Genomic DNA, 23809 nt, shown 5'->3' on the forward strand with positions numbered 1-23809 from the left:
CACTCACACTAGCACGTTATAAAAAAGTTACTGGTACGTAATACTCCGTAATCGAATTTTTCCTAATTTACGTCTACTTTTATCTCGTGTGTTTATTACATATACCTATATGCTTAAGTTCTAAGTTGCTTTAGGTACGCAATCTGTATCCTAACTTATGCCAATTTGCTTAATCACATGATCTATTTTGAGGTGAAAAGGCTGTACCAGTAATCAGGCAAAAATTTTGCTATTAAGTTGTTTTTAATATGAAATATTTAACGCTGTTCGTGCCTTGTTTACTCCTTAAAATTGAACACATATTTAAACAGATTAGTACTATTTAAGCCTGTGGTATTGCACAACATTCACCGTCACAAAGGAGCAAACCATGAATGTGCAAAACAAAACGGATCAATCTGTTGTTGAAGTAAAAGAAGAAATTGATGCCGGCGCGATGCTAAGTAATGCCCAAAAGCAACAAATTAAAGCCCGTGATAGTCAGTATAAAGCTGCTGATTTATCCTGTTTGAGAGCAATTGCACAGGCTGCAATTAATGTTGAACTCTTTACCATCCCACTTTACATGACAGGACTTTATTCAATTCAAGGAACTCACCAAATTGCAGATCCGTCAGATCTATACCCCGGTCGCTACTGGCCTGGACTTAGCCCAACAGCGGGATATATTCCAGAGCACCGCCTAAACAAAGGCTACGACGTAGAGCTTAAGCCCCTATTTGATATCGATACTTTGGTGGGTGATGATGATGACCCAAACAACCAAAAGAACGCTTTTGAACTTTCTGTGAACCAACAAGTGTTTAACGGCGTGTATAGTGTTTTTATCGAAGAGATGTTGCACTTACAACTTGCCTCAAACATGGCAAGTAAGCTGGGTCTAACACCAAGTTTTACCAGCCCAGCGCTAATTGATGAACAGTATGGCTGGAAGTGCTATAACAACCAAAGTGGTATCCCTCATATTTTAGACTTTGCCGATTGTAGCGATGACTTGTCTAAGCTCAGCCCTGAAGTTCAGGCTTATTTTAAACAGCTCTTTCCAAACAAGACGTTAAAGGATCTCCGTGTCAATGCCACAGAACTTAACAAAGAGCAAACACTACTCTTTATGTTGATTGAGGAAACGGAAGAAAACGCCAAAAAAATTATTGAGAACTCATGTGTTAAAGTGAATGAGAACACCACAAGACCAAAATATTTTGAGCAAGCTCCCTTTGATTGGTGGAAGCCAGATTACACCGAAAATAACCTACCGCTATTTGGTTCGATTGGACACATGTACCTCTGCTATTGGGATTACATTCAGATCCAATATGATGATGGCACGAGCTTGCTCGACTACGCGACCATTCAGCGTGACTATTTTAATGAACGCCCCGGTAATAAAGATTACAAGGCGCAATTCCCTGGAATTAAGGGCTCACTTTACGTTCAAGAAGATCACACTGCATTAAAAGAAGCACTAATGAATAACGTGAATGCCATTACCGATCAAGGAGAAGGCGATGGTGTAGCTGACATGATATGCAAACGCTGGGCTGATGAAAAGTGGGCACAAACTTTACTGGCAGCAAAAGCGGCTAAAGCTGATGATACCCATCTCAGTACCGTAGAAGAGAAGTTTCAACCTAGCGCGGAAGCATTGAAAGCGGATTATCCTGCAAGCCCCGAAGAGGGCCCAATTTCAGGGTCAGCATGTGCACGGATCACCAACAAGTACAAAGACCACTTTCAGATTTTTACAGATACGATGAAGCTCATCGTCGAATTTGAAAAGCCTGCAAACAAGTCAAACGAGCGCTACATCACTTGGCCGACTTGGTTTGCTGAGGGGAATAGCTGGAACGAGGCATTGTTGGATCCCAAAGGTGGTGATAAAGCGGCTAAAGCCAACCCAAATCTACCTTGTGTAACCAGCGTTGTTAAAGCACTAAATAACTTAAAACTGACATCCAATATTGGTAATACGCACCAATTATTTAGTCAATCTGCAGTGGGTACGATTAAAGGGTTAACCACAGCACTTGACCGCTATTGGTCAGGTAAAACCAATGAATTTCCAGGTCCTGCGATGGGTGGCTCTGGCGATAGAATTTCTATCTGTTGGGCAACAACTGGAATTGCACCTGATTTAGTTACAGGGATTAAAGCACAAGATCCAAATACCCTCTACCATGCCTGCCAAGGGATGAGTTACACCGACATTGGTGCAGACAACTTACCACCTCCTGAGGTTTATCATAGCTGTAAGGGCAGTAACGATTGTAAAGCTCAAGGTGGCTGTGGTTTTGTGCATAGTACAACCGCAGGCGGCAGCTGTGGGGGGAGTGTATCGACTGGGCCAAAAAGTGCGCCTGCTGATAACAAGTGTAACAACTTGGGCGGCTGCGCAGTACCTATCTCTGCTTCTCAACTATTCCCAGAGCTTTCTGGTGAAGACAATGAATACGAGATGCAGCTATTTAAGTTTGACTTAAAAGATAACACCTTCTCGCCGATTAAATACAAAAATACAAAAGGTCAAAACGAAGATTTTATGCCCTACAAAAAAGGGGACGCTGTATACGATATTGCATGGCAGGCTTACTGTAATGCCAATGGATTGTTGAAAGAGGATAATACGCCCATGGATAAACCAGAGCCTTCAGATATTCGCCTTGCACTGCCTCCATCAACTTGATTGGGAGCGAGTATGAAAAATCCAATCCGGACACAGCAGTTTGCTGCGTCCGCTACACAACAATTAACCAACTTAGGATTTGGTGTTGGCCTTCGCAGCCAACACTACCCCGTTATTATGTCTCACTTAGCGCGCGAAGTATCACTTGGTGTAGACTGGTTTGAAATCATCAGTGAAAACTATATTGATAATCACGGCTATGGTCGGCATGTGCTTGCTCAACTCAAGGAGCAATATCCACTCGTGATGCATGGTGTATCAATGAACATAGGTAGTAGCGATCCACTCAATCTTGAATACTTGGGTAAACTTAAAGCGTTGGGTGAGTATGTCAAGCCGCAGCTTATTTCTGATCATTTATGCTGGACAGGTATTACAGGCCTAAATAGCCACGATTTACTGCCAATGCCACTCACTGACGAAAGCCTGCAACACGTTATCAAGCGTGTTGACCAAGTACAGAGTTTTTTAGAGCGCCCTTTAATACTTGAGAATCCATCAACATATCTTGAATTTCAACACTCGACCCTCACTGAAAGCGAGTTTTTTAGTGAGTTAGTCAAAGCAACTGGCTGCGGTATGCTGCTGGATGTAAATAACGTTTTTGTGAGTAGTTTCAATCACGGGTTTGACGCTGAAGCTTTTATTCGTCAGCTCCCTCATCAACACATTGTCCAACTCCATCTAGCAGGTCCTAGTGACTGCGGTGATTATTTAATAGACACTCATGATCATCCAGTACCCGCAAGAGTTTGGCAACTCTATCAACTGGCGCAACATTTAACCGGTGGTGTGTCTACTTTGCTTGAATGGGATGCCAATATCCCAAGCTTTGGTGAACTTGTGGATGAGTTAAACAAAGCAAAATCAGTGCTTGCTGGACACATTCCAGAACAAGAGACTGGCACCACCCTTAACGCCATTTCAACTCCAATCGTTAATGACAGAGCAGAATTAATCAAATGAAAACGCCAGATTTAACGCAAACTCAGCAGTGGCTTAGCACAGTTTTAATGGTGCGAGGCGACCTAGAACAAAAGCTAAATATCGCAGCCAACCCTCATGGTGTAATGCTACATGACTGTATAAAAAGTACGAAAAAATTGGGGGCGATGAGAAGAGTCGACATCTATGCAGCAGGCTATGTGATGCGGTTGGTCGAATGCCTAAAGGGCGAGTTTGCGCTGCTTAACCAATTTATGGGAGAGGAAGTGTTTGAAACATTCGCCAAAGCTTTCATCGTCAGCCTCCCCTCAGAGTCTTGGACACTGCACCAGCTTGGCGGGCGCTTCGCTGACTTTCTGAGGCAAACAAAACCCATTGGAGATTTTTCCGCTCATCAGCAAGCGATGCTGAGTATACCCGCAGAGCTTGCCAAGTTTGAGCGAGCAAAAGCACAAGCTCTACTAAAACCCGGACCAGAAACCGCCCTGCCCACCCCAGCAATAAATGAAATAGAGCTACTGTGTGGGATAGCGGAGGACTTTACTATCGCAGTGCCAGAATCAGCACAGCTTATTCATACCGACTACCCCCTGCTACCACTTATTGCGCAACTTGAGCAATCTACACCATACACGATACCAGAGCCAATGCAGACGCATATTACAGTGTCTCGACAGCAATACCGTATCAAGGCTTGCACGATAAGCGATTGGCAAGCAGACTTTTTACTCCATCTACAAACTAAGCCTCTGCGCTTACGAGATGCAATAAGCTCCTGTGCTCATCACACCAATGTGGCTGTACAAACGCTCCATTCACAGCTAGCCGTTTGGTTACCAAGCGCAATGAATGTGGGGCTGGTAATGCGAGTACCGTAGCAGTAAAAGCCTCTGTAGCCTTTAGGTGAGGTAGGGTTCTCACTGTTTCACAACACAGCGGAGCTACTTTTAATTTTAGCCTATTTGACTTTTTAAACTATTATTTAATCTGGGATTGAAATCGGTTAGTTATGCAAACCTCGATTTTTAACCAACCACAATATCGTTTCGCTGGATCGGCAGCTGATCGTACAAAGGTGACATAGCTATGCTCATTTTTGACTTAGGCTCATTGAACGATAACTCTACGGGCAAGGAAAAGCACGCTATCTACCAAATAGGTGTGTTATGAATTTAAGTAAAAAGCTCTTTGTAGCGTTCGGCGCATTAATACTGCTAATGACTTGTTCGAGCGCATTTGTTTGGGTTAAAGTTTCAACCGAAACAGCTCGAGCATTAGAAGTTAAAAATGACGACTTACCCGGTATATTGTTATATAACAAACTCATCGATATAGAGCATAAGCTCAAAACATCAGCGCTTGAATACATCAACGGCGACATTAGTAAAAAAAGCGATTTCAACCAGTTATTTGCTCAATTTAAGCAAACTCAGCAGGAGCTGTACAAGTACGAGTCAGCCAAGCAATCTGATCGGGAAAAAATGGCAATAATCTTAAATACCATGACTCAATTTCACGAAAAAGTTAACCGCCAGGTATTCGATTCCTATGATCCCACATCTCACGAACGGATCAAAAGCCGCGTCTATAAGCTCAAACAAACCATAGGTGAAGATTTAGAGTCCATTTTAGACAAAGCCAAAGAGCAAGAATTCAATGATGCGCTGCAGTCTACCAATTTACAGGAATCCCTCAGCGATGATTTACCTGGCGTGCGCTACTACCTTGAGTTAGTCGATGAATCAGGCGATATGCTCGCGGCAATTATTGCCTACACCATGGGTGAACCGGGAGCAAAAGCAGAATTTAAGGAAGATTCTGATAGTTTCAAGCATTATCTCGCAAAACTCAAACCACTTGAACAAAAAGCAAACGAAGTAAAAGACATTGCAACCATTGAGTCAATGTATGATGAAATTCAAAAAGAAGCGGAGTACATATTTAGCGAGTATGACGGCGGTGCAAAAGCTCGTGCAGTAGCTAGCCTTCAGCAGCTCGACAACAGCTTATTGGTCGAGCTTGCAAAAATTCTCAGTGTTTCATCTGAGGAAGAGCGCCACGATGCAGAAAGCGCACTCGACTTGCTAGTAGATGGATTAAATACCACGCTACTTATCATCATTCTGATCACATTGATTGCCGCAATATTCGGTGCAACCATTGCATTTTTCATCAGCAAATCAATTGTTTCTAGATTGAACAAGGTACTGGAAGTGGCTGAACGGATCAGCGAAGGAGATATATCCCAACCAGATATTAGTCACGACGGTGTTGATGAAATTGACGGTCTTGCGGATGCCACAAACAAAATGTCAGCATCGCTGAATACTCTACTTGTGGCTATCACTAAAGTGGTTCACGATGTGCAAGTCTCCAGTAATGAAATCTCGGATACTAATAGCCAGATAGCAAATAGAAGCCAAAGCGCGTCAGAGCAATCTACACAGGTCGCAACTGCAATTGAGCAAATGAGCGCAACGGTTTCTGAAGTAGCCTCGCAAAGCCAAGTCGCTGCGGGGCATGCAGATCAAGCCAGAGTTTCAGCCAGTGCAGGTGGCGACTCGGTTGGTCAAACCATAACTAAAATAAAAGAAGCATCAAGTAATGTACAAAACACCGCTGATAATGTAACCAACCTAGGAGAGCTTAGTAATCAAATTGGTAATGTAATAAGTGTGATCGGTAGTATCGCAGAGCAGACGAATCTACTGGCGTTGAATGCAGCCATAGAAGCTGCTCGTGCAGGTGAGCAAGGACGGGGTTTTGCCGTGGTCGCAGACGAAGTAAGGACATTAGCAGAAAGAACATCCAAAGCCACCGATGAAGTAGTGTCAACTGTTCAATCTATCCAAACACAGACGGAGCATGCCGTAGCCTCAATGGAAAGCAGCGTTGCACAGGTTGAGCAAAGCGTTACTATGGCTGAAAAAGCCGGTTCGCTATTAGAAGACATAGTAAAAGGCGCATCGGAAATCGCAACGATGATTCAATCTATTGCAACAGCAACTGAGCAACAATCTGTTGTGGCCAGTGAAATGGCAAAAGATATTGCTCACATAGAGCAATCTAGCCAAAGTTCATTGAATGATACTCAAGTCGCTGCGCATTCGGCCAAAGAACTAAACCAACAAGCTAAAGCGCTATCGGAGTTAGTTCAAAGATTTAAGCTAAAACGTTAGCAAATTAAGTGCGGTTAAAGCCACCGCACCTCTCCTTATCAACAATTATTCTTATTCGTCTCAACGGGTTTTCACATCCATAAATTCGCCTTTTAAATGGCTGATTCACGTCAAATAAAATTCAACTAAGCGCAATAAATAATGCAATAACCCTCAATCCAGTGTATAAGTAAATCAGTGCAAAATGCCTCTTTACGCTGCGTGCTATATATCTAAAAATGAAATACTCCGGTATGTCTAACTGGCCTATCTCATTTTCCTCGATGGCATTTAATCATAACAATTCGTTACGATTAAATGCCATGAAACCGCAGCTTTACTAAAAACTAATTACAGTGCACATAAAAATAATTTATCTCAATAAAGACTCTCTACTCTCTGGTTGTAACAATGAAGCTAAGTAAAAAACTCTATTTCGCATTTGGTACTCTGATTTTACTCATGACACTATCAAGTATTTTCGTATGGTTTAAAGTGTCGACTGAAACAACGCTCGCACTTGAGATCAAAAATGATGATCTACCCGGTATGATCTATTACAACAAATTATTGGATATAGGTCATAGACTTGAGGCATCTGCACTGGAATATGCGAATGGTGATCTGAGTAAAAAGCAGCAGTTTAATAAGTTATTAGAAGACTTTAAAGAAACACATGAAACCTTGTATTTCTATGAATCGGCCAAAGCATCTGACCGACAAAAAATGGCTGAGATTATGCGCTTGATGTCTCAATACAATAAACAGATAGATGCCACGATTTTCGCCAGCAACGGTAATGCACAAAGCAGCACCCGTGCTATTCAGCTCGCAGACAAAAACTATCTCCAACCTTTGAAAAAAATATTAACTGTCTCTGCAACTGAGGAACGAGACGATGCGACTCAATCTCTCGACCAGTTGGTTAATGGATTAAACTCAACGCTTTTGATTATTATTACTATTTGTATAATTGCCGCGATATTAGGCATAGTAATTGCTCACTCATTAAATAAATCTATTATCACTAGATTAAATCAGGTACTAGAAATTGCTGAGCGTGTCAGTAATGGAGATATTTCTCAACCTGATATTATTCATCAAAACCAGGATGAAATAGACAGCTTGGCAACATCAACAAATAAAATGGCAGCCTCCCTTAACCACCTTCTAAAAGAAATTAGCAAAGTTGTCGGTGAGGTGCGTACCTCTAGCCATTGTATTGCTGAAACAAATAATCAGATAGCTGTGCGAAGCCAAACATCTTCAGATCAATCAACCCAAGTGGCTACCGCAATTGAAGAAATGAGTGCCACAGTGTCGGAAGTGGCAGCACAAAGTCAAATTGCAGCTGGGCATGCAGAGCAAGCTCGCTCTCTTGCTAGCCAAGGCGGTAAATCTGTCGGCGAAACAATAGACAAGATAAGAGCAGCGTCAAAGGACGTACAAAACACCGCAGGCAATGTTACTAGCCTTGGAGAGCTGAGCAGCCAAATTGGTAATGTGATAGGTGTCATAGGTAGTATTGCCGAGCAAACTAACTTGCTCGCGCTTAATGCAGCCATAGAAGCAGCGAGAGCTGGAGAGCAAGGACGAGGCTTTGCTGTCGTAGCAGATGAAGTTAGAACCTTAGCGGAACGCACTTCACAAGCCACTGAGGAAGTCGTTTCGACAGTACAGTCAATACAGCAACAAACTGATCACGCGGTCAACTCAATGCAAAGTAGCGTCAGCCAAGTAGAGCAAAGTGTCGTGATGGCCGAAGCCGCTGGCTCTCAACTTGGAGAAATCGTGAAAAGTGCCTCAGAAATTGCTTCCATGATCCAATCTATTGCAACAGCAACAGAAGAGCAGTCAGTTGTGGCAAGTGAAATGGCGCGTGATGTTTCGCATATTGAAGAATCAAGCCGAAACTCACTGCAAGACACTCAAGTTGCCGCACGCTCTGGTGAGGCTCTGAGTACTCAAGCAGCAACACTGGCGCAACTGGTGCAAAAATTTAATTTGCGCACGTAAGGTTGATCAATCAAGCGCTTTATTGCCATTTTTAATCTATAAGTTTAACCTTACGTGCTTGTGTCTCAAGTGCGTAAGCATTCTTATCTTGTAGGAATGAATATCGCTGCGCAGACGCCACTCTCAATTACGCAATAATTGGCCTATGAAATGGCTAGCTTACATCTATAACCCGCGAATTAAATTAGCCTCAGGTAGGGTCGAAACTAATTTCTTGTGTAAACTTGGAGCAATGGGAATTTACTCTCACCAAACGATAACGTTAACGAGAGGGTTTCCCCACCATTAAAGTGCTCTGAAAGCTCCATAGGCATGATCCGTTGACCATTTGCCGTCAATGCTAACAGGTGTTTGTGCGTTAATGTGCGCCGTCCACTTGATTGGTTTTTAAGGGTAACTGTTGCAAATCGTTCACCGCTATCATTACTCATCAGCACAGCGTTAAGCACTGTAAAATCACTGCTGTCTGGATACACCTTAGCATCGTTTGGAAAGGCCAGCTCCATATGACTTGGTACTACACTGTCTATTGTCAACGCCTCTTCTGCAGCTTGGCTCTGCACAGCCAACAACATCCAAAGCGCGCTCATTATCCTTTTATACATTTTTTATTTTCCTATTCCTGTGAACTGTTTAACCTGAGACTGGGACTATGAGTAAGTTAGCTCGTTGTTTTTGAAAATGGAAGTAGCGCCAAACCAAACGTGTTAAAAAAGACATCCCTCATCCGAAGCTCAGATTACTCGAGTATGCCTACGATTTATATACGCTATAGCTGCCAACTCACTTGAAACTCAACTAGCTTAACAAGACTTGTCGCCACACAGGCTACTTTCTGTTGAACACAAAGTTGTGAGCCTTTAGTAAATCCCGCAGGCTGCGTCAATTATTTGCTTTTAGCTTCGCGATAACTCTCTCTGCGAGCAGTGTTGCTGATGCTGGGTTTTGTCCCGTAATTAACTGACCATCTTCTATTACATTGGTTTGCCATGCAGCTGATGAGGAGTAAATACCGCCACGTTCGATAAGCCGGTTTTGCAATAGAAATGGGACGATATCCGTTGTCCCTAAATCACTTTCCTCTTGATTGCTAAACCCTGTAACCCGCTTACCTTTAACTAAATAATCTCCGTTCGCAAGTTTAACATTCGTGATCGCTGCTACACCATGACAAACAGCAGCAAGTACTCCATTTTTATTTAAAATATCGGAAGCGACACGCGCAACATCACGATTGTCAGGGAAATCCCACATAGGCCCAGATCCGCCACTAAAAATTACCGCATCATATTCATTTGCATCTATTTGGTTTAGTGGGATCGTATTGATCACCTTAGTCATTAACTCCGCGTCATTTAAAAAAACCTGATGGTAATCGTCCGGCTCAGCCAATGCTTTTGCATCTATTGGTGCAAGGCCACCTTTAATGCTGGCAATATCCACGTTGATATTAGCCTTTTTTAAACGGTAATATGGGTGTGTTAATTCAGGGAGCCAAAACCCTGTTTTTCGCCCCGTAGTGCCAAGTTGATCATGGCTGGTTAGTACGATTAATACTGTGTGCTCATTAGATGCGTTTGCCGCCGAAGTAAAACTGCCAATCGTCAAAATAAAAATCAAAAATATCTGTTTAATCATATGCTAATCACCCTATTTGTTTTCAGTGATTACACTGTAGCGCGCTTCATTACCTACTTCATTTACATAGGTTGATAACACCTGAAAGTTAAACTCATTGGACTCAAATAGATTGGTCCAACTCAAGCATTGCGATAAAGGTTGCTTGTTAGCGACACTTTTACTTTGTCTATATGGGATAGCTATCTTGTTGATAGCACACTGCCGTAGCAAGGTTTTTGACAGCATTTTTTTATTGGAGAGTAAGTTTCTTAATTACGAAGATTACGATTAAAAGTCGCAGATACAACATTAACCGCCTGTTTTTGTATCGGAATAACAACGACTCAAAGACGTTGCTATTCCGCGTACAGTTTTATTATTCAATCAATGATGATTGTTATATTGACTATAGTGTCTCATCTAACCACTTGAAGAATTCGCGCTGCCATACTATGCCGTTTTGCGGTGTCAGTACCCAGTGGTTTTCTTCAGGGAAATATAAGAAACGGCTTTTTAGTCCACGTAATTTAGCTGCCTGAAAAGCTTGCATGCCTTGGCTTAGAGGAACTCGGTAGTCTTTACCACCATGGATCACAAACATGGGAGCATCCCATTTGTCGACATAGCTGATTGGATTAAATTGCGCGTAAGCCTTGTTGATTGCCGCGTTATTTTTCTCCCAATACGCACCACCAAGTTCATTGTTCACGAAGAACATTTCTTCCGTTGTGCCATACATACTGCGTAAGTCAAAAATACCACAGTGAGAGATAAAGGTTTTAAATCGCCCTTCATGTTTACCAGCTAAGTAAAATGCAGAGTAACCACCAAAACTTGCACCAATAGCTGCAATTCGTTTGTTGTCAACGTAAGATTCTTTAGCCACATTATCTATCGCATCAAGGTAGTCTTGCATTACCTTGCCACCCCAGTCTTGGCTTATGTCTTTATTCCACTTCACACCATGACCTGGCATACCACGACGATTTGGTGCCACCACAATGTAGCCCTGTGATGCCATCACTTGGAAATTCCAGCGGTATGAATAAAACTGAGACAACGGTGACTGCGGACCACCTTGTAGATATAACAGGGTTGGATATTGCTTGCGCTTATCAAAATTAGGTGGATAGATCACCCACGTTAGCATATCTTCACCGTCTTTTGTCTTCACCATTCGTTTTTCAACATTCGGTAAATCAAGACCTGCATACAGTGCTTCGTTTACGTTGGTTAGCGCGACAAGCTTTTTGCTATTAAGATCAAAACGGAAAATCTCTTTCGCTTGGTTCATGCTATTTCGCGTAACCACCAGCTGACCATCCAAGGCTGCAACGATGCCATTGACATCAAACATACCCTTGGTTAACTGCTTAATTTTTGGCTTATCTTTTGTTTTACGATTTACTGCAACCTGAAACAGCTGAATTGTACCGTCTATTGGCGCGATAAAATAAATGTGCTTACCATCGTGGCTCCATTCAAAGCTACTCACCGTGCCATCCCAGTGTGCCGTCAGGTTTATTTCTCTTTCACCCAGATTAACAATTATGTCGTTTTTATCAGCTTCGTTACCAGGCTCATCCATACGCAAAAAAGCAAGCTGGCCTGTTGGCGAAAATTCAGGACTTTTATCATAACCTAAGTTTTGCTCTGTCAGGTTTGTGGTTTTCTTACTGGCTAAGTTGTAGCGATAAATATCAGTGTTGGTGCTTGTTACATACTCTGTGCCGGTCAGTTTTTTACTGACATAGTAGATATTCTCACCTTTAGGGCCCCAAATGTAGTCACTGGAGCCACCAAATGGTGACGTTGGACTATCAAAAGGCATCCCTTTCATAATGTCGACTTTTTCTTCCGTGATAAGGTCTTGATAAAAAACATGTTTAACGCTGCCATCTTTCCATGTATCCCAATGACGGTAGTTTAAATCGTCAAATACATAAGCATTGGCTTGAGTTAATGCTTGGTATCTATCTGTGGCTAAAACAGACTCTACTTTAACGCTATCATGGAATAACTTTTTGCTACCATCAGGTGACACATTGTTATCTGATAGCACTCCCTGATAAGCGGTGAGTAGCTGCGCAGTGCCGCCTTTTAATGGTACTTGATACACTTTACTATCAAAATCATTATTCTCAACGCTTGGTGTAGTAACTCGGTAAATCACATGTGTTTTATCTTTAGATAACCCAAGTGCACTTACGCGCTTTACTTGCCATAGCTTCTCTGGGGTCATTACCTCTTGGGCTGATACCCCCACTATTGGTGCTAACCCTAAGCTAGCACATAAAAAAATTCGCAACATCGGCAAATGTCTCCACTAATCAAAACCCAGTTAGACTACATAATAAGAAGAAAACTTAAAAGAATACGCGACAAGATACTTTAACCCTAAGCAAAGTTGATGAAGCATGGCCACTTTACACCATAAGGTGATGGAGTTTTACTCAATGTAGTAAGCCAGCCTGCGTTTTACTGTAAGTTATCAGTACGGTACTTTTTTGGTGTTTGGTTGAATAGCTTCTTAAAAGCTTGGACAAAAGCAGAGTCAGAGGCATAGCCCAGCTCAACGGCAACTTCCTGTATGGTTTTTTGCGAGTCCAACAATTGCAAAGATAACACTAACCTTATGTTTTGCCGCCATCGTGCAAATGATTGAGAAAACTCTCTAGCGCATAATCGAGACAAAGTACGCTCTGAAGCACCCACTTTAGTTGCCCATTCCTTTAACGTAAATGAAAGATATGGCTGCGCTTTTAGTTGGGAGAAAATGGATAAAAGCCGCTTATCAGCAGGAATGAGCAAAGGGATTTCATAACTTGTTGCCACATCAATTTGATCTCGCAATACCGTCAATAAATGCGTGATATTCGCTTGTGGTTGCTTGTGCGTATTGGTTTCAAACAGCATTAATATCAATGCTTTGATAAAGGGTGTGACCTGACAAGATTTAGGTTGCTGCGCATATTGAACATACTTTTCAGGGTTGAGGTAAATCGCTAAAAACGTTGTATTGGTCACTGCGATGGATTTATGAATTGTATGTGCAGGTATGTAAAGCATGCCATTGTGAGGCACTATGCTACGTTTATCCCCAATATTTGACTGTAGTAGCCCTCGCAATGGAAACACGATTTGGTGCCACGAATGACAGTGTAAGTCATCAATATAACCAGCCGCCATATTAATCGTCTTTGTTATGAATTGTGTATGCGGAGCGTTTTTGATTAGGTCATTTGCTTGCATTTTGGCGACTTATCAACATTAAACGTCAGTTATTATAAATGACGCCATGATAATTTGATATAACATCTATGGCTTACATTAATCGAAAGGTTGAAAGATGAATATTCACTTTATCATCCATGAACATTTTGAAGCGCCCGGTGTCTACGAAGTATGGGCTGAAAAACGCGGCCACACCATCACCTACTCACGAGTTTATCAAGCCGAATCACTTCCAAAAAGTATCGAAGACATAGATTTTTTAATAGTAATGGGCGGCCCTCAAGATCCGTCAACAACGATTGAACAATGCCCACATTTCGATGCAAAAAGTGAGCAAGCTATTATTTTAAGCTCCATTACAGCAGGAAAAGTTGTGCTTGGTATATGCTTAGGAGCCCAGCTTATTGGTGAAGCACTAGGAGCAACATTTGAACCTAGCCCTGAACGTGAAATCGGAAAATACCCGATAACCTTGACAGAAGCCGGGATGCAACACACGCTATTTAGTCATTTTGGACAAGTATTGGATGTGGGTCATTGGCATAATGATATGCCAGGGCTTACCAATGGAGCACAAGTAATTGCATATAGCGAGGGGTGCCCAAGGCAAATTGTCGCCTATCAAGAGTTGGTATATGGCTTCCAGTGCCATATGGAGTTAACGAAAGAAGTCGTCGCATTACTTATGGCAAATGAGGACTTAACTAAAGCGTCTCACTATCGATTTGTCGACGAACCAGAGGTATTACTTAATCATGACTATCAAGAAATGAATCAAAAGCTGCATGATTTTTTAGATAAGTTAGAGCGCTTTTATAGCAATTCGCTTAATTAAGTGATCCGCAACAGTTAGCGTTTTAACAATATAGCGTGATATGAAAGCGTTTAAGTACTACGGTTGCCCATACCTGAATAAAGCGTAGTGCTTTTTAATTTGTTTGTTTAGTAGAGGTAACACTATTGCAACCACTGAATAAAACGCCGACATAACACATTCTACTATAAGCTCTTCAGATATGAGCACCGCGCTCGTGTTTTTTAGTTGTAGGCACTGCTGTTCAAAAGAGTACATCTTTTCAAATGGCGATTTTCCTCTCGATGTCCGCTTTGTTCTTTGTGGTGTAAGTCGGTATTTTTATATTGATCAAAGTGGCAACGAACGCAATAAATCCTTGGTCAGAAAAGGCGGGGCTTTTGCAAGTATAAGCTAAATAATAGTTGGGGAGACTTAGTGCGCAAAATGTTAAAACACTGAGTGTGGAAGAAAGAAAAGAGAGAGGCTGGCTTTATTTTACTATCTGCGAAGGGGCGTTACTTGGCGTTTCTAAATACATTCAGTGATGACTGTCAGTGTATGCCCTTCGCCGTATTACGATGTATTTAGGTATTACGAATGTTACGCTCTCGTGTATTCGTCGCGAGATAGGCTTAACATAGGTCAAGGTACTGATAAAATGATTCTTGTATGCTCAAGCTTTATCAAAGGAGTGCTTAGATGAAAATGCTGTTACCACCATTTTTGTTCTTAATTTTTATTATTGCTATGGGCCTTATTTGCTGGGCAGCAGGCTTCCCACATTCATTCGGTTTTCCATATAACCTAATTGGCATATCTATTATTGGTATTGGCTTTATCATTTCAATGACAGGTAAAAAGTTATTCAAAAAACTCGAGACTAACATTATGGCGTTTGATGAACCGACGGTCTTGGTAGCAAGTGGGATTTATAAATATACTCGAAACCCGATGTACCTTGGATTCACTGTCGCCATATTTGGTTTTGCTATACTTTTAGGTGGCTCTCTTTCATCTTTTTTACTGACAGCTGCTTTCTTCTTAATAACTGATAGATGGTATATACCGTACGAAGAGCGAATGATGCACGCCAAGTTTGGTGCAGAATATGAAGTATACTGTAGAAAAGTTCGCCGCTGGATTTGAAGCGTAACAGAGCAGCAACATACTCTAACTCTGACACCCACGCCAATTTGCATCGACATTGTGGTGGGTGCCTGTGTTTGGAGGGGTGCTAAGGTGAATTAAACAGTATCTAAAAAAGGGGGATGCCAGTAAAACCGGCCCTCCCCTTCACCGAAAATATATTACCGTCAATCCCTTGTAGGTGCGCTGGCATAAACAAGCTCAACTAAGTTACTCATCGTTTTGGATTTCTGCATATAGGCTTTTTCCATGTGCGCAAGCTCTTGTAGCTCAAATAGCGTCGTTTCCACAAGTGATAGCCACTTAACCGTTGACTCAGGCACTTCTGGTTCCTTCATGCTCGCTTTTTTTAATGCCGCATAGTAAATATGCAGATCGTTATACTGGCGTAGATAATCCATATAATGTCCTTAATAACTAACCCTTATGTTTATGAAATTAAGCTTATCAAAAACTTCGCCTGAAAATTCTGCCGAACAGAACATTTCACAAAATAAAAAAATACAAATAAATAAAAATCAGAAGCTTAAAATTAATCCGAACCATTTTAGCAACATTAAAGTAAAACAAACTTGCAAATTTAGTACATGCAGTTACAATCCAGATTTTACAAAATAGAAACAGTAACGGCGTAAAATTTACCTTTCGCATATCCGCGAGCCCGATTAAAAAGGATTAAGTGAGTGGGCAGAACCCGATTTAAGTGTACAGGTGATGATCTTCGAAGACTGCGAATGTCGGCTGATAAAACCACCCAGCAGATGGCTGACTTAGTAGGGATCCGGCGGCAAACCTATGAAGAGTATGAAAAAGGAATTCGAAAGTTTTCATTCGAGTACTTTTTAGAGTGGAGTACTTATTGTGGTATGGATGTCAACCCAATTACAGACTATTTTATGGATTTACGCTCCAAAATGAAGGACGTAAAACTATGGCGAGAAAGTCCTTCTCCTGCAAAAAAACGTAAAAGCCCCAAAGGTCAGTAGCCTTGATGTGTTAACACCTACTCGTTAATAGTACCTCTTTAGTTTCACTTGTTTACAGCATAAGCAACAAGTGATTCTCATTTTTGGTGTTTCGCGATAAAGTAGTGCTAACCAAAACACCGAAAATAATCCTGAAGGGAAATCAACATGCAGCTATTCAAAAATGTAAGAGTAAGCATACTAACCTTTTTCTTTATCATGATAAAAGAGTTTATAAGTAAAATAATAAAAGTCACTAATGAGCATTTACTTGATAGCGCTAATCGTGACAAATATTGTGCTGAATGCTATCGCAGCGGTAATGTCATGACAGAGTCACAGCAGTATCGAATAGTGGGTGGTTCAGGTTTAGACCAAGCTAAAGACCCAAGAGGTGAGCAGGTTAACAATATTGCTCCTTTAGTGCTCAATGCACGAGAGCTGCATAAAGTTACGGGTGGCTCTGGTATGGACCAATACGATGATCCAAGGGGATAGAGGCTTACAGATGATCAACCTAACAAGCGAAATTTCTGGGTGCAGTATAACCTTAAGCCGTACTCGAACTTTGTGATGATATAAAGAATGAAGGAATTTTAGTACATGAAAACTTCGTGGTTCTTTTACTGCATAGCTATGGTTTTTACAGGGCTACTGTCATATTTATACTTCTATACCAATTTTAATTATGCCTTAGTTATTTTAGGAACGCTTATTCTCATCGCCGTGTGCTTTCGTACTCAGGTTAATATTGTACATATCATCTTAATTTTATTCTTGTTTACAGCTATTGAGCTTGGGTTACTCAAAATGATCGCTGTTTTTATGCAAGAAGACCCTGCGTACAAAAAGAACTTTATGGTCTATTTAATACACTTTTTTGTTGATGTCTCTGTTCTTTTAATACTAAGAAAACGGGTGATGTATTCTTTATTATTTATGCGCCGCTTCCAACCCGATAACTGGAGAGCGATCTACATTACCTATGCTGATATTTTATTATACGGTATCTATATATTATTTATCGTTGTGGACTTAGCCGCATTTGTAGAAAACTTGTTTCGAAATATGGACTATATCTTCGGCGTCTCAGAAGCAACGGCCAAACCCTTCTGGAGCTGGAATTGGGTTTACAAAAGCTACCCCTACGCTAAAAGTATTCTACTTTCTTGTGTTGTAACTATTTTACTCGCCACTATTTTTGTAGAAAATCAACGCCCAGAACAGGAAGATGATGGCAATGACAATGACAATGACAATGACAATGACAATGAGATAATGCACAAAACCGATAAACAATCGCTGTGATAAAAAGAAGGAATTAGCACAGACACCCACGCCAATTTGCAACTATATTATGATGGGTGTCTGCTACCTAGTTTCGTGAGATTCTTGCTATTCTTCTGTTGATTTGGTCACCCTACAACCCTTGACTTGCTTAAAGTTTGGGACAGATGTCCGTGAAACTTCCCCAGCAAGACCGCAAAAGTAGTGACCCGCTCACTGCGTTTTGCCACTGCTTTCTCCCTTGAAACAACAAAATTTTGTATGTAAATCTCCTTGGTTGTTTTAGAATGGATGTTGAACAATCTCAGGTGTTTTTTCACCCTCGGTGGCAAGCCTCGCTGATCAGGAAATTTCTAGTGCAATGAAGTTAAACACACGTATTATTTATGTCGAAGATGAGCAAGATACTGCTGATATAGTTAGTGCTTACCTTGAACACGCGGGTTATTGTGTAACTCACTTAACCACCCACGAAATTGCGAAAAAAGTGTTGTATAAAGAGGATTTTGACTTAGCCATTCTGGATATTATGTTGCCTGATGGCAGTGGCCTTGAACTGTTGCAAAGTGCCGTTGAGCACAATATCCCGAGTATTTTATTGTCGGCCAAAAAAACAGAGGCTGAGCGCATAGAGGGGTTCAGATTGGGAGCTGATGACTATGTCTGTAAGCCATTTAGCCCGCGAGAGCTAACGTACAGAGTAAAAGCGCTATTAAACAGACTACATCCCACCAAACACGGTCGTGTTCTTTACTTTAACGGGTTACAAATAGACCCTGAATACCATACTGTAACACTCAACGATACCGCCATCCGTTTTACAAGCCTTGAGTTTGCGCTGTTATACACACTAGCCAGCAACGCTAAAAAAGTCTTCTCACGGGATATGCTGATCACTCAGGCATGGCCAAATGCTTCCGACATTACTGACAGAGCAATCGATACACATATTGCGAACCTGCGCAAAAAGCTCAATGACAATCGACAAAACCCCTGCTGGATACAGACCATTTACGGCCAAGGCTACCAGTTTATTGCGACCCCATTAAATGAAACTACAAACTAAGTTACCCCTAGTGGTAGCAATGTGCACCATTGCCCTACTTGGCAGCTATTATCTACTTTCCAGTTTCAGTGCTAACAAGGCGATCATTAAGTTTGATAGCAGTGCACTCATCACGCTCTCACGCGCATTCACCCAGGAGCTTGAGATGTTTCAATTTATACATGCCCTCTCTCCCCTTGACTCCCAAGCTGAGTTGATTGCATTGTTAGAAAAAACGTATCCAAATCATTATTTTATCGTGCTAGTCAATGATAAAGTCGCACAGCATACATTTCATCAACATGACTTTAAATTAGAGGTACTTATTTCATCTCCTAGTCATCAATTTACTGTCACAGATGAAAACAAGACGATCGTTATGCAGGCGTTTATGGAACCTGTCGTGGTACAAATCAGTCAGCAGCATACTGAAGTACTATGGTTTTCAAAAGACATTCTAAAACAGCATAGTCAGGATATCGATATGCGCGCTTTACTGCACAGAGACTTTGCCTTTTGGCTCGCAATACTCTGTGTGTTGGCGGTGCTCGTGTCATGGCTTAGCGCATGGTACTTCCTGAAACCCATAAAGTCTTTGAGCCGTGCCTTTAGACGTATTGAGTCAGGCAATTACCGTACCCAGGTTGAGCATATAAGTAATGACGAATTTGCTGTACTGATCACGCGCTTTAATCAAATGGCGGCTGAGCTGGCAAAAACCACTGCACAGCGCGATCAGCTTACGGCCGATCTGGCCCACGAACTCAGGGCTCCCCTGACCAGTTTAAGAGCAAGAATAGAAGCGATCCAAGACGGTATATTACCTGCCGAATCCGATCAATTTAACACTCTGATAGGTCAGACCGTTTCATTAGATAAGCTGATTGAGGACTTACATGCGCTTAGCAGTGGTAAGGTCTCTCTCACAGCTTTAGATATACAACTCTTACAGCCAGCAAACCTTATCAGAGACTTATGTGAGATTTATCGGCCATTGGTTGAGCAAAAAGGAATGACGCTGTTTTGCAATTGCACCGACAACAGAAAGGTAATGCTAGATGCCCAGCGCTTAAATCAGGTGCTGCTAAACTTGATTGAAAATGCGATTAAATACGCTGCTCAGGGCGGTGAAATCCGGCTTATTGTCGAACCTCAAGGGACCCAGCTTTGCATCCATGTTATCGACAAAGGGCCAGGGGTTGATCCCAATAGAATAGAAGATATTTTTAATCGTTATTATCGTGAACCTGGGCAGCAAGACACAAAAGGCCAAGGTCTTGGACTGGATATTTGTGCCCGCCTCACCCGTCAAATGGATGGTAATATAGGCGTAAACAGTAAGTCCAACGAGGGAGCCTGCTTTACGCTAACATTTACTGCTTTGGAAGGACCCTAGTTAGACTGTCTGTTAAACAGCCTCACCAGACATAACGCTTACTGGGTGTCGATTGATATTGCCATCATCTCACTCCCGGTTCCTTGCACGACAACATGATGTTCCGACACTGCATCGATATAGTATTGATTGTCAAGATAGTTGTGCCACAACACACCTGAAAACACTTTGTATGCATCATGAGCCGACAAAAGCCATAGCTCTCCTGTTGCATTCGTGCTGCTGGTGTCACCAACATAACCCAACAAATAGCCTCCTTGGGCCACAACTTGGGTTGAGACCTTACTGTGATTTTGCGGGAAGTAGAGATCCTGATTTCGCCAGTTTGGTAGCACCACATAAATATCCTTATCGGTTACCAGCCTAGCTTTTAACCCTGCGAGGTTGATTGCCACGTCACCACTTTTGATATAACTTAAGCGACCAAATTCATCCCCCTCATTTGCCGTGCCGGCCAATAACGTGGTCAGGTCGCCTCCCAGCCAGTTAACAGGTTCACTGTTTAGCTCGTCTAAATCAAGAGCCACAGTTCCCTCAACGCCGTTGATTTTGACATTGAACTGCTTTGCCTGATTGTTCTGCAAATAAAACAAGTACTGATTTTGTTGGCTATCTTCCCAAAGTGTGACATCGCCGACATTTTCGTACTCAAATACCGCCTCATGCCGATAAGGCAGCACAGTGTCCAGATAATTCACCAACAAGTTACCCTGCTGGGTATAACCTGCAAAATAGTTGCGCCCATCGTAATTAAACGCAGGCAGTAAACTGGGTACGTCTATCTGCTCAGAAATTACTTTAGGGTAAATGTACCCACTGTCTTTAATTTGACCCAATGCATGACCCCCTGCGTCCTTATTCAGGTTAAAATACAGGTCTTCATTATTCTGTGAAAAACCACCTGAGATCTTCATATCATCATATATGGCAACCGTTTCCCACTGCCCATCAACGAACTGCGCTATCTGATTAGCGTCACTACCGACAGGAGAGGATAGCGCATAGAGTTTGCCTTTGTTCGCTTTTACCGTGTATGCATCAAAACTGAAATTAACAACCCCCATGGGCTGGCCATTTTCAAACTCAAGTTTGTGAACCATGTGCACATTCTCGTCCCAGGAGCTAAACCACACTCCCTCATCAAACCATTCATAACCCTGTCTTATCAGGCGCTTATTGGCATTCTCCCAGACAATTTTCGGCGCTTGATTATCTCTTGATATCGCCAGTTTTCTGCCCAACAAACTAACAGTAAAACTCTCACACGCCAGCTGATACTCTAATCCCGACAGTTTCTCGGCCAGTGTACACGTCTGTGGTCCCTGTAAATCTGCAACTTTTGGCACTATACCTGGCTGATAATCAAACACAATCGTTTCTGAATTGAACGGGTGTACCGTGTCACCATAGCGAATATCCAGCCCGTATGCAGGGCCAATGTCGGCGTGTACCTTCACCTGGCTGGTAACACAGTTTACCGTTAACTCATAAGTATGCTTTTCACTTTCCTTTATTTCGGAATCACACTGTGTCGCAATAGACGATACCTTGATGTCTGGCGCTTTAAACTGTTTTCCTGCCTGCGTAAACTGATAGTCTTGTTCAGCACTCAACGTTTCATTGTGTCCCATCCATTGCAAACTCACCGTTTCAAAGTCTCCCGACGTAGTTACGTTCAGTACATATTGATTGTGGTCATCCGTTTCACGTTCAAGCGGGAGTGTTGAGTTTTTTGAACCGCCACAGCCTGTCAATATACACAGGCTAAATAGGCTTAAACCTAAGGAATAATGCATAGTAAATCCTCGATAGTTATGGTTAATAAGTCACCTTCGATCCTGAGTCAGTATTAGTCTGACAAAACGATAACTTAAATACGCTGCGTGTTATCACACCCGAGGGTATTCGTAAGTCATCACTGAAAGCACTTGTAGTTACAGAAAAAGCAAATAATGCCTTGATCAGTCCCCAGTTTAATGACCAATTGTTAGGGAATTATCAGGGGGAAGTTGTTTTGTGATTTCATATCAGCAAGGCGCTGAGCGAAATAGACTCAGCAGCCAGCCTATACTTAGCCCGTACTTCATCAACTAATCGACGTCTTGAGCTATTCGCTCGCTCGTGTGGGGCAAACTGAGCACTCACACTGTCTAACAAGTTAACGGCAAAAATCAGTGTTTCACGCTCTGCTTGGTTTAGTGTTTTTAACTGGCATAGCTCATTAATTTTTATGATGGCAAATTCCTTGGCAGCAATGTCCTCTGGCAAGCCAGTTTGAGTACACAAGCCATAGGTGCCATCCAAAAAGTGCTGCCATTCATCCGCAATATGCTTCGACAGAGAGGTCGTTAATTTAGGATGACTGGAGACATATCCAAGGCGACCAAGTCGCGTAAGCGTTTTTCGGTAACGTGCCGAGAATAAAGCATAAATCTTGGTTTGATCCTGCTCTTCCAAAATAACGTTCAGCCAAGATGCATAACCCTTTGCGTAAAAAGTCAGTATATGGTTTTCTTTAAATTGACCAAAGAAGGAATCACACCCTAAATTCACGTTGAGCGTATAGGAAGCCCGAGGCATTAATTGACTATCCTGAAGCGCTTTCAGCTCTTGTTCGGAAATATTGGCCACATCCAGTAGCTCTTGCATAGTATAGAATGTTGTATTGAGATATTGGTAAAGCACCACTGTTCTTACTCCTTTATATCAAAGTCCACGACTTAAATAGAAAATTAAACAGACTGTTTTCTTTGTTAGATAACATATATACATTCAGCGTTTCACTGTGCCCCATCCATTGCAAACTCACCGCTTCAAAGTCTCTCAACGTGGTTACGTTCGGTACATGTTGATTAGGGTCATCCGTTTTGCTCTCAAACGGGAATATGAGTTGGTTGAACCGCCCCCCCTGCCAATATACGTAGGATAAAACCTAAAGAATAATGCATAGTAAACCCTCGATAGTTACGATTAATAAGTCACTTTCGATCCTGAGCCAGTATTAATCTGACAAAGCGATAACTTTAATACGCTGCGTGTTATCACACCTTGGGGTATTGGTAAGCCATCAATGAAAGCAGTGCAATGATAGAAAAAAGTAAAATAACACCTTAATCCCTACCAGTGTAATGAACAATTGTCAGGGAATTATCAGGCTGGAGTCATTTTGTCATTTCATCTCGGCCAGGCGCTGAGTGACATATACCCAGCCGCCAACCCATAATTAGCCCTTATTTCATCAACTAATCGACGTCTTGAGCCATCTGCTCGTGTGGGGCAAACTGAACACTCACACTGTCTAACAAGTTAACGACAAAAATCTGTGCTTCACGTTCTGTTTGATTCAGTGTTTTTAACTGGCATAGCTCATTAATTTTTATGGTGGGTGTCTGTGTTGGGGAGCTTAGCATCTGTGTTGGGGAGCTTAGCACAGACACCCACCACGATTTGCATCTATGCTGTAGTGGGTAGACTGTAATTTTTCCCCCTTAAAATGGTCATTCACCAACTCAGGAAAA

The 23809-nt window shown here is 42.0% G+C and carries 20 protein-coding genes; 12 read left to right on the forward strand and 8 right to left on the reverse strand.

The window, feature by feature from the left end:
* The first annotated feature begins 370 nt into the window (after positions 1-370).
* The 5 genes from J8Z24_RS19640 to J8Z24_RS19660 all read left to right on the forward strand — a co-directional run bounded on the left by J8Z24_RS19640 (position 371) and on the right by J8Z24_RS19660 (position 8802).
* Positions 371-2683, forward strand: a complete 2313-nt coding sequence (locus tag J8Z24_RS19640) for a ferritin-like domain-containing protein (RefSeq protein WP_176032790.1) — start codon at positions 371-373, stop codon at positions 2681-2683.
* Between the two features lie 12 nt (positions 2684-2695).
* Positions 2696-3649: an MNIO family bufferin maturase gene (gene bufB, locus J8Z24_RS19645; RefSeq protein ID WP_252095692.1), complete on the forward strand. Its 954-nt coding sequence runs from the start codon at positions 2696-2698 to the stop codon at positions 3647-3649.
* Positions 3646-4506 carry an HvfC/BufC N-terminal domain-containing protein gene (locus tag J8Z24_RS19650; RefSeq protein ID WP_176032788.1) on the forward strand — a complete coding sequence of 287 codons (861 nt, stop codon included), beginning with the start codon at positions 3646-3648 and terminating at the stop codon, positions 4504-4506. Before bufB ends, J8Z24_RS19650 begins: the two co-directional genes overlap by 4 nt.
* A 288-nt stretch (positions 4507-4794) precedes the next feature.
* Entirely contained in the window at positions 4795-6807 is a 2013-nt protein-coding gene (locus tag J8Z24_RS19655; RefSeq protein ID WP_252095693.1) for a methyl-accepting chemotaxis protein, read from the forward strand.
* 390 nt (positions 6808-7197) lie between these two features.
* Positions 7198-8802 carry a methyl-accepting chemotaxis protein gene (locus tag J8Z24_RS19660; RefSeq protein ID WP_176032786.1) on the forward strand — a complete coding sequence of 535 codons (1605 nt, stop codon included), beginning with the start codon at positions 7198-7200 and terminating at the stop codon, positions 8800-8802.
* 206 nt (positions 8803-9008) lie between these two features.
* On the opposite strand, the gene J8Z24_RS19665 is transcribed toward J8Z24_RS19660, so the two are convergent.
* The 4 genes from J8Z24_RS19665 to J8Z24_RS19680 all read right to left on the reverse strand — a co-directional run bounded on the left by J8Z24_RS19665 (position 9009) and on the right by J8Z24_RS19680 (position 13611).
* Positions 9009-9407 (reverse strand): hypothetical protein, encoded by a 399-nt coding sequence (locus tag J8Z24_RS19665; protein WP_128730637.1) that lies wholly within the window; start codon positions 9405-9407, stop codon positions 9009-9011.
* A gap of 277 nt (positions 9408-9684) precedes the next feature.
* Positions 9685-10440, reverse strand: coding sequence for a type 1 glutamine amidotransferase domain-containing protein (locus J8Z24_RS19670; protein ID WP_176032785.1), 756 nt, complete (start codon positions 10438-10440; stop codon positions 9685-9687).
* A 388-nt stretch (positions 10441-10828) separates the two neighbouring features.
* A complete protein-coding gene (locus tag J8Z24_RS19675) occupies positions 10829-12733 on the reverse strand; it encodes a S9 family peptidase (RefSeq protein WP_176032784.1) in 1905 nt (634 codons plus the stop codon).
* 167 nt (positions 12734-12900) lie between these two features.
* Complete coding sequence (locus tag J8Z24_RS19680; protein ID WP_252095694.1) at positions 12901-13611, reverse strand: AraC family transcriptional regulator; 711 nt, start codon at positions 13609-13611, stop codon at positions 12901-12903.
* Positions 13612-13771: 160 nt separating this feature from the next.
* On the opposite strand from J8Z24_RS19680, the gene J8Z24_RS19685 reads away from it, so the two are divergent.
* The gene (locus J8Z24_RS19685; RefSeq protein WP_176032782.1) at positions 13772-14491 is read left to right on the forward strand and encodes a type 1 glutamine amidotransferase; all 720 of its coding nucleotides are present in this window, start codon (positions 13772-13774) and stop codon (positions 14489-14491) included.
* 660 nt (positions 14492-15151) lie between these two features.
* Positions 15152-15598 carry a methyltransferase family protein gene (locus tag J8Z24_RS19690; RefSeq protein ID WP_176032781.1) on the forward strand — a complete coding sequence of 149 codons (447 nt, stop codon included), beginning with the start codon at positions 15152-15154 and terminating at the stop codon, positions 15596-15598.
* 167 nt (positions 15599-15765) lie between these two features.
* Here the strand turns inward: J8Z24_RS19690 and J8Z24_RS19695 are convergent, their stop codons facing one another.
* Positions 15766-15999 (reverse strand): hypothetical protein, encoded by a 234-nt coding sequence (locus J8Z24_RS19695; RefSeq protein ID WP_176032780.1) that lies wholly within the window; start codon positions 15997-15999, stop codon positions 15766-15768.
* Positions 16000-16281: 282 nt separating this feature from the next.
* Here J8Z24_RS19695 and J8Z24_RS19700 point away from each other — a divergent pair, with 282 nt between their 5' ends.
* The 5 genes from J8Z24_RS19700 to J8Z24_RS19720 all read left to right on the forward strand — a co-directional run bounded on the left by J8Z24_RS19700 (position 16282) and on the right by J8Z24_RS19720 (position 20291).
* Complete coding sequence (locus tag J8Z24_RS19700; protein ID WP_147391086.1) at positions 16282-16584, forward strand: helix-turn-helix domain-containing protein; 303 nt, start codon at positions 16282-16284, stop codon at positions 16582-16584.
* Between the two features lie 147 nt (positions 16585-16731).
* Positions 16732-17061: a hypothetical protein gene (locus J8Z24_RS19705; protein ID WP_252095695.1), complete on the forward strand. Its 330-nt coding sequence runs from the start codon at positions 16732-16734 to the stop codon at positions 17059-17061.
* Positions 17062-17166: 105 nt separating this feature from the next.
* Positions 17167-17871 (forward strand): hypothetical protein, encoded by a 705-nt coding sequence (locus J8Z24_RS19710; RefSeq protein WP_252095696.1) that lies wholly within the window; start codon positions 17167-17169, stop codon positions 17869-17871.
* A gap of 340 nt (positions 17872-18211) precedes the next feature.
* Positions 18212-18916 carry a response regulator transcription factor gene (locus J8Z24_RS19715; protein ID WP_252095697.1) on the forward strand — a complete coding sequence of 235 codons (705 nt, stop codon included), beginning with the start codon at positions 18212-18214 and terminating at the stop codon, positions 18914-18916.
* Between the two features lie 145 nt (positions 18917-19061).
* Positions 19062-20291, forward strand: a complete 1230-nt coding sequence (locus J8Z24_RS19720) for a sensor histidine kinase (RefSeq protein ID WP_252095698.1) — start codon at positions 19062-19064, stop codon at positions 20289-20291.
* 38 nt (positions 20292-20329) lie between these two features.
* Here the strand turns inward: J8Z24_RS19720 and J8Z24_RS19725 are convergent, their stop codons facing one another.
* The 3 genes from J8Z24_RS19725 to J8Z24_RS19735 form a co-directional block, all read right to left on the reverse strand.
* Positions 20330-22087, reverse strand: a complete 1758-nt coding sequence (locus tag J8Z24_RS19725) for a hypothetical protein (RefSeq protein WP_252095699.1) — start codon at positions 22085-22087, stop codon at positions 20330-20332.
* Positions 22088-22313: 226 nt separating this feature from the next.
* The gene (locus J8Z24_RS19730; RefSeq protein WP_252095700.1) at positions 22314-22979 is read right to left on the reverse strand and encodes a DUF6058 family natural product biosynthesis protein; all 666 of its coding nucleotides are present in this window, start codon (positions 22977-22979) and stop codon (positions 22314-22316) included.
* A gap of 554 nt (positions 22980-23533) precedes the next feature.
* Positions 23534-23722 carry a hypothetical protein gene (locus tag J8Z24_RS19735; RefSeq protein WP_176032774.1) on the reverse strand — a complete coding sequence of 63 codons (189 nt, stop codon included), beginning with the start codon at positions 23720-23722 and terminating at the stop codon, positions 23534-23536.
* Positions 23723-23809: the final 87 nt, after the last annotated feature.

The organism is Pseudoalteromonas sp. SCSIO 43201 (assembly GCF_023716725.1).
Taxonomy (GTDB): Bacteria; Pseudomonadota; Gammaproteobacteria; order Enterobacterales; family Alteromonadaceae; genus Pseudoalteromonas; species Pseudoalteromonas peptidolytica.